The organism is Betaproteobacteria bacterium (genome assembly GCA_009693245.1).
Taxonomy (GTDB): domain Bacteria; phylum Pseudomonadota; class Gammaproteobacteria; order Burkholderiales; family SHXO01; genus SHXO01.
On record SHXO01000103.1, the window covers coordinates 1 to 10,654 of the forward strand.

10 protein-coding genes and 1 pseudogene are annotated in these 10,654 nt (G+C 58.4%); 9 read left to right on the forward strand and 2 right to left on the reverse strand.

Features of this window, described 5'->3' with window-relative positions; translation table 11 throughout:
• Positions 1-28 precede the first annotated feature (28 nt).
• From EXR36_14210 to EXR36_14240, 7 genes and pseudogenes are all read left to right on the forward strand, one after another.
• Positions 29-1,042: a PAS domain S-box protein gene (locus EXR36_14210; GenBank protein MSQ60750.1), complete on the forward strand. Its 1,014-nt coding sequence runs from the start codon at positions 29-31 to the stop codon at positions 1,040-1,042.
• 48 nt (positions 1,043-1,090) lie between these two features.
• The gene (locus EXR36_14215) at positions 1,091-1,951 is read left to right on the forward strand and encodes a HAMP domain-containing histidine kinase (GenBank protein ID MSQ60751.1); all 861 of its coding nucleotides are present in this window, start codon (positions 1,091-1,093) and stop codon (positions 1,949-1,951) included.
• Between the two features lie 84 nt (positions 1,952-2,035).
• Positions 2,036-2,926, forward strand: a pseudogene (locus EXR36_14220) (response regulator).
• A gap of 4 nt (positions 2,927-2,930) precedes the next feature.
• Positions 2,931-4,118, forward strand: a complete 1,188-nt coding sequence (locus EXR36_14225; protein ID MSQ60752.1) for a fused response regulator/phosphatase — start codon at positions 2,931-2,933, stop codon at positions 4,116-4,118.
• A gap of 271 nt (positions 4,119-4,389) precedes the next feature.
• Positions 4,390-6,141 (forward strand): PQQ-dependent dehydrogenase, methanol/ethanol family, encoded by a 1,752-nt coding sequence (locus EXR36_14230; protein MSQ60753.1) that lies wholly within the window; start codon positions 4,390-4,392, stop codon positions 6,139-6,141.
• Positions 6,142-6,341: 200 nt separating this feature from the next.
• Positions 6,342-7,187 (forward strand): transporter substrate-binding domain-containing protein, encoded by an 846-nt coding sequence (locus EXR36_14235; protein MSQ60754.1) that lies wholly within the window; start codon positions 6,342-6,344, stop codon positions 7,185-7,187.
• Between the two features lie 25 nt (positions 7,188-7,212).
• Entirely contained in the window at positions 7,213-7,656 is a 444-nt protein-coding gene (locus EXR36_14240) for a hypothetical protein (GenBank protein ID MSQ60755.1), read from the forward strand.
• Positions 7,657-7,703: 47 nt separating this feature from the next.
• Here EXR36_14240 and EXR36_14245 read toward each other — a convergent pair whose 3' ends face one another.
• Entirely contained in the window at positions 7,704-8,153 is a 450-nt protein-coding gene (locus tag EXR36_14245) for a dUTP diphosphatase (protein ID MSQ60756.1), read from the reverse strand.
• Positions 8,150-9,343, reverse strand: a complete 1,194-nt coding sequence (coaBC, locus tag EXR36_14250; protein MSQ60757.1) for a bifunctional phosphopantothenoylcysteine decarboxylase/phosphopantothenate--cysteine ligase CoaBC — start codon at positions 9,341-9,343, stop codon at positions 8,150-8,152. Before coaBC ends, EXR36_14245 begins: the two co-directional genes overlap by 4 nt.
• A gap of 69 nt (positions 9,344-9,412) precedes the next feature.
• Here coaBC and EXR36_14255 point away from each other — a divergent pair, with 69 nt between their 5' ends.
• A complete protein-coding gene (locus EXR36_14255) occupies positions 9,413-10,063 on the forward strand; it encodes a JAB domain-containing protein (GenBank protein ID MSQ60758.1) in 651 nt (216 codons plus the stop codon).
• A gap of 10 nt (positions 10,064-10,073) precedes the next feature.
• Positions 10,074-10,649 (forward strand): nuclease, encoded by a 576-nt coding sequence (locus tag EXR36_14260; GenBank protein MSQ60759.1) that lies wholly within the window; start codon positions 10,074-10,076, stop codon positions 10,647-10,649.
• Positions 10,650-10,654 lie beyond the last annotated feature (5 nt).

Sequence of the window (10,654 nt, forward strand, 5' to 3'; positions counted from 1 at the left end):
TAGCCGGTTGAGCGGGTGACAAGGTTGGATTCTCAAGACCAAGAGCGTATTCGCCCTACAAGACGGCTCGCGCTATTTGGTAAGCGGCACTGTGGATATCACGCGCCAGACGCAAGCGGCGCTGGAGATCCAGCGAGGCAAGGACTTTCTAGAGGCGATGGTGAACGCGATTCCCCAACCCCTATTTGTCAAGAACCGGGATAAGCGCTTCGTGTTGGCCAACCGTGCCGCGAGCAGCGATTGGGGGTTGAAGCCGCAAGAGCAAATCGGCCGTTCGGACTTCGATCTCATGGATGCGGGACATGCAAGGCAAGTACAAGACGAAGATGAACAAGTATTCCGTTCCGGCCAAGTCATGTTGTTCGAAGACCATTGGGATTTTCCAGGACGGGGGACGAAGTGGTCGCTAAAGAGTAAATGTCCCGTCGAGTTGCCCGATGGCAGTCAGTACATCGTGGGCCTTGCCACGGACATTTCCGCGTTGAAGGCCACGGAGCAAGCCCTGCGGCGAAGCGAAGCCCGCCTTAGCGTATTAAATGAGGTGGCGGGAGCGATGGCGCGAAGCGCCGCCATGGACGAGGTGATCGAAATCGCGGTGGTGGGCCTTGTGCGCTATCTACCGGGATTCGGCGCGACTTACGAGAAGGTGGTGCAACGCTGCCATCTAGAAGTTACTCACTCTGTCAGTGCGCGCAATTTGCCGGATTTGAAGGGAATGCGCTTCGACCTGCGCCAGTGGCCAAAATACCATGCCGCCTTGCAGACGAATAGCCTGCTGGTCTGCGGCAATATTCGTGAAGAGGAACTCTGGGATGAGGTGCGTGACTTCGGCCCCGGACAGGGCGACGGAGCAATCCTGCAAGTTCGTCTTGATTCCGGCGGAGAATGGGTGGGATTGCTGAGTTTGCGATCCGCCAACGCGCACCAGTGGGCGCAGAATGAAATCGGCATCGTGAGCGAGGTCACCGAGTACCTACGCATCGCGCTGCGCGAAGCTGCCGCGGCAAGCGCCCAAATTCGTACGCAAGATGAGTTGCGCTAGCACCGGGACAATCTCCAGCGGCTGGTCGAGGCTCGCACGCTAGAGTTAATGCGGTCTAAAGAAGCCGCCGAACAGGCGAACGTGGCGAAATCGGAGTTTCTCGCCAACATGTCCCACGAATTACGCACCCCCATGCACGCCATATTGTCCTTCGCGCAACTCGGTGCGGAGAAGAGCCGGGATACAACTCTCCCCAAGATCCCGCAATACTTCGGCCGCATCCGCGAGAGCGGCCAGCGCTTATTGAAATTGCTCAACGATCTGTTGGACTTGTCAAAGCTGGAAGCCGGGCGGATGAACTACGAATTTCGCCACCATCCCGTCAAGGTCATCGTCGACGGGGTGATCGCGGAGTTGGAAACCTTGGCGCAACAAAGCGATGTGAAGGTGCGTAGCGAATACGAAGCGCATGACTTGACCGCTTATTGTGACGGGGACAGGATTTCGCAAGTAATTCGAAATTTGCTCGCCAATGCCTTGAAATTCACCCCTCGGGGCAAGTCCGTGACGTTGAGCGTAACCCGAACCCTATTGCCCGCGGGGCGCGGAAGTGGCGACGCCCAGGGGCTGCCAGGCGTGGAGGTGCGTGTGTGCGATGAGGGCGTTGGAATTCCGGAAAACGAACTCGAACTGATCTTCGGCAAGTTCATGCAAAGCAGCAAGACCAAGAGCGGTGCGGGTGGCACGGGGCTAGGTTTGGCGATTTCGCGGGAAATCGCCGAGCAGCACGGGGGCTATATCGCCGCTTTCAATCATCCGGCCGGCGGGGCGGTGTTCATCTTTGCCCTGCGCAGCGGACCACTGCCGGGGCTTGAGCTTGAACCCGTCCGGGCTTTCGCGGCGGGGATTGCGGATACGCGAACGATTCAAATATGCTTGGAAAAGGACGTTAACAGTGACCGTCAGTAAGTTCCCAAGAGGGTGAAAATGGATCGCCGAGCCGAAACGCTGGAGAAAGACAATGCCAATTCAAGCGATCCGGGAGGCGGGCGCATGCTCGTGGTGGACGACGAGGCCGTCAACCTGGAGATCATCGGCGAGTATTTGGCGGGCGAATCCTATTCGCTAACCTATGCAACGGACGGCCTGAGCGCGCTGGATTTTCTAGGGAAAGATAATTTCGACTGTGTGATCCTAGGCCGCATGATGCCTGGCATCGACGGCATGGAAATACTGCGGCGCATGAAGTCCGATGCACGCTATCGCAATATTCCGGTGATCATGCAGACCGCCGCGGCCAGCCGTGAACAGGTTGCGGAGGGCCTGCGGCTGGGCGCTTACTACTATCTGACCAAGCCCTAGCACCAAGACGCGCTCCGCGCAGTGGTGCGATCCGCATTGGGCACTGTTCGCGCTCTGGGGAATTTGCGACAGCGCATCGGCGAATACGCCGGAATGCTTACCCTATTGCAGGGCGGAAAATTTAGGCTTCGCACGCTCACCGAGGCGCGCGCCCTGGCCGCGGCTCTAGCCGGGGCTTGCAAGGATCCGCCGAGCGCGGGGATGGGTTTGGCCGAACTGCTCGTCAATGCAGTGGAACACGGAAACCTTGGCATCGATTTCGCGGAGAAATCCGAGCTACTGGAAAAAGGCTCCTGGGAAAACTAAGTGGACGCGCGGCTTGCGCTTCCCGAGTACCGTGGCAGGTACGTTGAAGTGGAAGTGTCCAGGACCGGAGCTAACCTGCGCGTGCTGATCACCGATCAAGGCCAAGGCTTTGACTGGAACAGGTATCTGGAATTTGACGAGTCGCGCGCGCTACGTCCAAATGGCCGGGGGATAGCGCTCGCCAAGAATCTGGCCTTCCGCGAGATGGAATACCGCGAGCCCGGAAACGTCGCGGCGGTGGCGGTGGAGGCCTGCGATCCCGAATTGCCTTCGTGATGGGATGCGCGAATATATGTCCCAGTTAGAGGTGTCTTGGGCGAACACGGAGGGCGTGCTCGGCGTATGGGTAGTCACGCATTCCGAGGCGCTACTAGCGGAAGCAAAGAGACACTTCCAGGGCCACCGTGTGCGCGAGGCATGCGTATTGGCCCAGGACTCGAATTTTCTTGAGGAAGCGCTCCCAAATTTGGTGGTTCTCGATATGGCATTGCCTAATGATGGGGCTATGGAGTGGATCCCGGCGATCCGCAGCTGGGCGGGCGAACGTTGGATTCCCATCGTGTTGGCGGGCACGCGCGATTCACACGATGCCATGGTGCGTGCATTGAGCATGGGTGCCGATGATTTCTTGATGCTGCCGCTTCGCGCCGAGTTGCTCGGCGCGAAGATCCGGGGCGCGCAACACGCTGCGCGCCTTCACGCCAAGCTGTCGGAAACCTCGCGGGGCCTGGAACGACACCGCCAGGAATCCGAAGCGGAACTCGTTCTTGCACGTAACCTCATTCAACACATGATTGACCTGGATGGCCTCGCAGACCCCGTTCTTGAGTGGTGCGTGATGCCCTCGGCTAAGTTCAGCGGCGACATCTTCGCCAGCACCCGCCACGGCGAGGACCGCTTGTACGTCTTTTTTGCCGATTCCAGCGGCCACGGGCTCGCGGCTGCCATCAGCGGATTACCCGTGCTTCAGGTGTTCTACGCCATGGCGGGTAAGGGGGTGTCAGTGGGTGAGATTGCCCGCGAGATGAATGCGAAGCTCAAGGACTATCTTCCCGTGGGCCGCTTTCTCGCCGCGTTGTTGATATGTGTCGACTATCGCGCTGAGCAGGTGGATGCGTGGAACGGGGGCATGCCGGAAGGCATGTTCCTGGTGAATGGCGTCCCCCAGCCTGGCGAACTCTTGAAATCACGCCACATTCCCCTTGGAATCGAGGACAAGGACCATTTCGATGCGTCCTGCAGCCGGTTCTCGTGGGCGGGGCCCGCGCGACTCCTGTTCGTCTCCGATGGTTTGGTAGAGGCTACGGGTCCCTTCGGCCAGCCCTTCGGATATGCCATCCTGGAGGAAATTGCACGCCGCAATCCTAGCGCCGGAGTGGTGGCTCCCGTGTTGCAAGCGCTACGTGCCTATCTCCAAGGTGCTGCCGCGCAAGACGACGCCTCGATTTTTGGTGTAACACTAGACTAGAGGATGTTATGCTGCATTGCAGTATAACAGCCTGATTCTAATTCTATTTCCCGAGGAAATATGTGTTGACAAGGCCTAGGCCTTTCTTTAAATTTACCGCGCGCCAGTCTACCTAGGCGGCGCCTGTTGTCCGTGCGTGTAGTCCGTCAGCTCTGAGTGCCTAAACTAAGTTCAAAGCACGGGCTGCGTGCAGGGGACAACATTCAATAACCACCAAGCGCGTTAGCATTCACTCGAATGCGAGGCGGAATTATTTCGGGAGGTGTTCTCAATGGTGAATCAAATGTCGCACGTTAAGCGCGCGGCGGTGTCCATCGCCGCTGTCGTTGCAATGGGCGCATCGGCGGTTGTTTCCGCGCAAGGTATCGATACGCTTGAGTCCAAGCTGTATCCGAACTACGTGACGGATGACATGCTGCTGAACGCTGATATCGATCATTCAAACTGGCTGCATTATGGCAAGGACTACCAGTCCACCCGCTATAGTGGCTTGAGGCAAGTCAACAAAGACAACGTCAAGAAACTCGTTCCCGCATGGAACCTGTCTTTCGGCGTGCTGGAAGGGCAAGATAGCCAAGCCGTTGTCGTCAACGGAACCGTGTATGTCACCACGTCCTTCAACCGTGTGATCGCCGCCGATGGCCGTACCGGCAAGATCCTGTGGAAGTACGAGCGTGAACTGCCCGGCGACGTGTTCCCAAAGCTGTGCTGTGACGTCGTGAACCGTGGGGTGGCCGTCTATAAGAACAAGGTCTACCTGGCGACCCTGGACGCGCACATCGTGGCGCTGGACAACCAGACCGGCAAAGTGGTTTGGGACAAGAAGATGGGAGACTACACCTACGCCGAAACCTTCACCATCATGCCGATGGCTCTGCGTAACAAAATCATCTTCGGTACCGCAGGCGCGGAATACGGTGTGCGTGGCTGGATCAAGGCCATCAATGCCGATACTGGCGACCTGGTATGGCAGACATACACCATTCCTGGTCCTGGCGAGCCTGGCAATGACACGTGGGCGGGAGACTCCTGGAAGTACGGGGGCGGCTCGGCTTGGATCACGGGTTCCTACGACCAAGCTACCAATAGGCTCTTCTGGCCCGTCGGTAACCCTGGTCCTGACTTCGACCGTCACGTTCGTCTAGGGGACAACCTCTTCTCGAACAGCAACCTCGTGATGGATCCGGACTCCGGCAAGATCCTTTCCTACTTCAACTACACGCCTAACGATCCGTACGATTACGACGGCGTGAACGAGATGATCCTGGTGGACTTGGGCGGCAAGAAGCTCTGGCTGCATGGTTCGCGTAATGGTCATATCTATGGTATCGACCGCGATGCAACCGTTTCCGGCAAGGGCGGAAAAGAGCATAAGTGCGCATGGGTGACAGCCCTGCAGCGTGTGAACTGGACCAAGCCTCTCAACACGTCCAATAACTGCAAGCCCGTGTACAACTGGCCCGCGAAGGACGTCGTGTACGACAAGGTCACCACCGATATCGCTCCGTCCCTGGACGGCGGTAAAGAGTGGCACCCGATGGCTTACAGCCACCGCACGAAGATGGTCTACGTTCCCGTGTATGACTTCGCCATGGATCTCCAAGCCAAGAAAACGGAATGGAAGCGTGGTGAGTGGTACCTGGGCGCGAAGGTCCTGAACTTCAACGCGGGTGCCGGCATGATCAAGGCCTTCGATGCGGCGACCGGCAAGCCTGTATGGAGCAAGTCCCAGAGCTACCCGGCCACCAGCGGCATTCTGACTACCGCCGGCGGCTTGGTGTTTTACGGCGATCCCGAGGGTTATTTCAGCGCCCTCGACGATGAAACCGGCGAGCATCTGTGGTCCTTCCAAATCGGTTCCGGTATCCACGGCAACCCCACCACCTACACCGTTGACGGCACCCAGTATGTGAGTATCGTGTACGGGGCGGGCGGCGGGGGTATCTGGCCTCTGTACTATGCCGATTTTCTCAAGAAAAACACCAAGGGCGGTGGCCTGATGGTGTTCAAGGTCCAGAACTAAGGGTAGAACCAAGCTTCTGACCAAGTTGTAATTTAGAAGGGAGGGCGAGAGCCCTCCCTTCTTTTTGGTGCGTCAAGACACCTTGTGTAGGCGAATCGCTGTCGCGCCCGTTGTGCACAAATCGGCTCAGGCCGGGAACGGATGAAGACGCAGGCCTCTCAAACCCTGTCCATATTCAACCCCGTTCGTTGAGGAATCCAATGAAGAAATTCTTCGGTTATATCGTGGTAAGCGTGCTGATGTTTGCAGGGCCCGTGGCGGTGTCCGCGCAGGAGCAAGATCCCGATGCCATCGCGGATACTCTGCAAAGATCCAAAGCCAAGAAAAAATTGCTCGGCTGCGCCGACCCTTATTCCTGGCCGTACTCCCAGCAGTCCTACAGCGATCCTGGTTTCGATGTGCGAATTCTGGATCTCATCGCCAAGGAAGGGGGAATGGAAGTCGAGATGGTGTGGGCCGATACGGGAACACGCGGTGGAACCGGACGAGCCTTCAGAAACTCCATTTTGCGCAAGCGTTGCGATGTTTTCGTGGGCCTGTCGGACAATGGCGAAGAGGATTTCCTCCCCGACGAGTTGGTCTTTTCCAAGCCCTACATGAGCTTGGGATACGTCATGATGGTGCAAGGCCAAGCCGAGGGAGTTAAATCCCTCGAGGACGCGAAGAAGGGCAACGTCAAGGTGGGTGTTCCCATGGCCACGCCCATCGACGATTATCTCTTCATAAACCAGGTGCCGCGCGAGCTATACCTTAACAACCTCCGGTTGATGCAAGGCATGAGCAAGGGCGAGGTGAATGCCGCCATGGTGTGGTCTCCAGCCATCGCCGTGGCGAAAAAAGAGTTTCCGGAAGGTAAATTCCATTTGGTGCAAGGTTATGTGCCCAAGCCCGAGCATCGCACCAATAGTTCCTTCGTGGTGCGCCGGGAAGACAAAGCGCTGCTGGAGTTCTTGAACCAAAGTATCGATAAGTTCGTGAGCGCGGGAAAAATCAAACCTATTGTCGAGAGCTACGGCATGCCGTTTTTCGATGTGGTGTCTCGTTGAAAAATCTAGGGAGGTAGATTAGAAAATGTGGAGCGGTATGAACGTGGTAGCGGTAAGGATTCTGGCACTTCTTACGTTGTCCTTGGGTTTGTCGTTCGTGCAGCCCGTGGCGGCCCAGCACAAGATGAACGAGAGCGACATGGAGTTGCCGACAAGCGATGCCAAGGTCGTTGAATTCGGGCGCGAGAAGTACGCCCAACGCTGCTCTTTTTGCCATGGCGGCGCCGGTAAGGGTGGCAAAGGCCCTTGTCTTTCGTGCGGTAAGTTCCCCTATTCCGGCAACACCAATATGGGAATCTATACGACCATCGCGGTAGGCGTCACCAACCGCTCCATGGGCGGGACCATGGGCGCCTTCGGCACCACCATGAGCGCCGAGGAAATTGTGGCCGTACTGACTTTCTTACGCAGCGAGGAAAAGCGCCGCATCGCCGCGGGCGAAATCGCCGATCCTTACAAAGCGCAGTAAGCGGCAAGAAGCGAAGTAGACGACACGGCCGGTGTTACCGGCCGTGTTTACGTTTGGCCCGTGCTTCCGAACCCACCGGCCCCGCGGGAACTTCCGGCGAATTCTTCCACCTGCCTGAAATTAACCTGAAGCACAGGAACGATCACGAGTTGGGCAATGCGCTCCATGGGTTGTAGCAAGTAGCTCGTCGCGCCGCGGTTCCAGGCGGAGACGAAAACCTGCCCCTGGTAGTCCGAGTCGATGAGCCCCACCAGATTTCCAAGGACGATGCCGTGCTTGTGACCCAGGCCCGAGCGGGGTAAGACCATGGCAGCCAGTCCCGGATCCGCCAAGTGCAGGGCGATGCCGGTGGGAACCAACTCGGTGCGTCCTGGATGCAGTTCCAGGGTCTGTGCGGTGCATGCTCTCAAGTCCAGCCCGGCCGCGCCGGCCGTGGCGTAGCTGGGCGGAAATTCCTTCAGCCGCGAATCGAGGATGCGGATATCGATGGTTCTCATGGTTTGTTTATGAGTTGTGCGATATGCGCCACGATACGGCGGGCGTTTTCGATTTTCGCGGCCTTGGGTAAGGCATGGCGGCCGGCGCTGTCGTAAAGAACAACCGCGCTGTCATCGGCGCCGATGGCCTCTTGCGCGATGTTTCCGATGAGAAGCGGCAGCTTTTTGCGGCGCCGCTTGTCTTCGGCGTTGCGGTCGAGATCCTCGCTTTCGGCGGCGAAGCCCACGCAAAAGGGTGGGTTACGCTGGGAGGCAATGGTCGCGAGAATATCGGTCGTGGGTTCCAATTCCAGAGCTAAAGTCCTCGCGCCTTTCTTCAGTTTCCGCGGACTCGTTGTGCTCGCACGGTAATCGGCGACTGCCGCAACGGAAATGAATATGCCGGCCGAGCTCGCGTGGGTTTGCGCCGCCTCTAGCATCTGCGCAGCTGTCGTGACAGAAATGACTCTGGCACCGAACGCGGCCGCTAGCGCGACGGGGCCGGAGATGATCGTCACCTCGGCACCGCTTTCCAGCGCAGCCTGAGCCAGGGCGTACCCCATCTTTCCGGAGCTGCGATTGGTAATCCCCCGGACCGGATCGATGGGTTCGAAGGTGGGTCCCGCTGTGAGTACCACCTTCTTGCCCGCCAATATCTTGGGGGCGAGCGCACGGGCAAGCTCCTGCACAAGTTCATTCGCCTCCAACATGCGCCCGAGGCCGGTTTCGCCGCAGGCTTGTTCGCCCGCCGCGGGGCCCGCGACCAGGACGCCGTCCGAGCGCAGCTGCTCCATATTGCGCTGCGTAGCCGGGTTGTCCCACATCTGCCGGTTCATGGCGGGGGCAACCATGAGGGTGCACTGGCGGGCTAGGCACAGGGTGGATAACAGATCGTCCGCGCCACCATGTGCAAGCTTGGAGAGAAAATCCGCGCTGGCCGGGGCAATAAGTATGAGGCTGCGGTCACGCGACAAATCGATGTGACCCATGCCGTTGCGAGTGCCGCTGTCCCACATGTCTGCGTAAACGGGTTTGCCCGATAGCGCTTGCATGGTGAGCGGTGTGATGAAGCGGGTGGCGGCCTGCGTCATGACGACCTGGACATCCCAATTGTCTTGAACCAGAAGGCGAACCAATTCGGCGCATTTGAAGGCGGCGATACCGCCGGTCATGCCTAGTAGGAGTCGCTTCGGATAGGGGTGCTGGTTCATCAGTGTGAGGCTTGCAGGGCACGGTAGTATAGCCCGCGTCTACAAGCTAATTTTGGGTGGATGGGATAGATGTCCATCAGTACTTGGCCCCAGGATCAACGGCCGCGCGAGAAGCTACTTAAGCAAGGGGCTCCCAGCCTAACCGATGCCGAATTGCTGGCCATCTTCCTCCGCACAGGAGTGCGCGGCAAAAATGCCGTTCAGTTGGGGCAGGATCTACTCAATACTTTTGACGGTGTCGCCGGGTTGTTCACCGCGCCCCCCGAGTCCTTGAGAGAGGTGAAAGGTCTCGGTCCGGCCAAAATGGTTCAACTCTTGGCGGTCAGAGAATTGGCGGCGAGAGTGCTCTCCGGTGAAATGAAGCAAAGAGACTCCCTGACCTCCCCCCAGGCCGTGAAGGATTATTTGCGTCTGAGACTCATGCACCTTGACCTGGAGGTCTTCATAGTGGTTTTTCTAGACGCGCAACACCGGGTAATTGCGTCGGAAGAGTTGTTTGCCGGGACCCTCACTCAAACCAGTGTCTATCCTCGCGAAATCGTCAAGCGCTGCCTGGCGCTCAACGCTGCGGCCGTGATCTTCGCCCAAAACCGCCCCTCACCCTATGAAAACAGACCCAGAGAAGCCAGAGATACCCGCAAATCTACCCGCTTTCCTTACCCCCTCGCCCCCCAATCCCAAGGCTGCGGGTATCGCTCCAGCCCCCATTGGCGGGCGTAGGCTTGCCCCAATGCTCCGCCTACTGTTCGCCCTGCATTGCCTACTGGCTGCGCCCTTGTGCCTTGCCGGGGAGATAACCGGTGTGATCCTTGAAGTCCAGGACGGCGACAGCCTGCGCCTTGGGGCGAGCGATGGGAACTTGGAGATTCGATTGCTGGACATTGACGCCCCGGAACTACAGCAAGCCAAGGGGAAAGACTCCAGGACCAGCCTGCGCGAACTGTGCCTGCTCAAGCGGGCGACTGTTGAAACTCGGGGCGATGATCGCTACGGGCGCACTCTCGCCACTGTGCGCTGTGCCGGAGTAGATGCGGGGGCCGAACAGGTCCGGCGCGGAATGGCTTGGGTATTCGTGCGCTATGCCCCTAAGGATTCGCCGCTGTACCAGCTTGAGCGCGAGGCGAAGCTAGAAAAGCGCGGATTATGGGCGGATGATGGTGCCGTGCCGCCGTGGGAGTGGCGACAAGTTAAGGGCACCTCTAATAATTCAGCATTGCTTGGGCTTGGGGATTTGCTAGAATCCCGCGCTTTCCCGGGTAGGGCAATCTCGCCCCGCTCGCAATTCGCACACTTGGCCGGATGTTAAGGTGC

Excerpts from the sequence above, each read along its gene's own strand:
- EXR36_14215 (MSQ60751.1), top strand. The coding sequence starts at position 1,091 with ATGCGGTCTAAAGAAGCCGCCGAACAGGCGAACGTGGCGAAATCGGAG.
- EXR36_14230 (MSQ60753.1), top strand. The coding sequence starts at position 4,390 with ATGGTGAATCAAATGTCGCACGTTAAGCGCGCGGCGGTGTCCATCGCC.
- EXR36_14235 (MSQ60754.1), top strand. The coding sequence starts at position 6,342 with ATGAAGAAATTCTTCGGTTATATCGTGGTAAGCGTGCTGATGTTTGCA.
- EXR36_14225 (MSQ60752.1), top strand. The coding sequence starts at position 2,931 with ATGCGCGAATATATGTCCCAGTTAGAGGTGTCTTGGGCGAACACGGAG.
- EXR36_14260 (MSQ60759.1), top strand. The coding sequence starts at position 10,074 with ATGCTCCGCCTACTGTTCGCCCTGCATTGCCTACTGGCTGCGCCCTTG.
- EXR36_14255 (MSQ60758.1), top strand. The coding sequence starts at position 9,413 with ATGTCCATCAGTACTTGGCCCCAGGATCAACGGCCGCGCGAGAAGCTA.
- EXR36_14245 (MSQ60756.1), bottom strand. The coding sequence starts at position 8,153 with ATGAGAACCATCGATATCCGCATCCTCGATTCGCGGCTGAAGGAATTT.
- EXR36_14240 (MSQ60755.1), top strand. The coding sequence starts at position 7,213 with ATGTGGAGCGGTATGAACGTGGTAGCGGTAAGGATTCTGGCACTTCTT.
- coaBC (MSQ60757.1), bottom strand. The coding sequence starts at position 9,343 with ATGAACCAGCACCCCTATCCGAAGCGACTCCTACTAGGCATGACCGGC.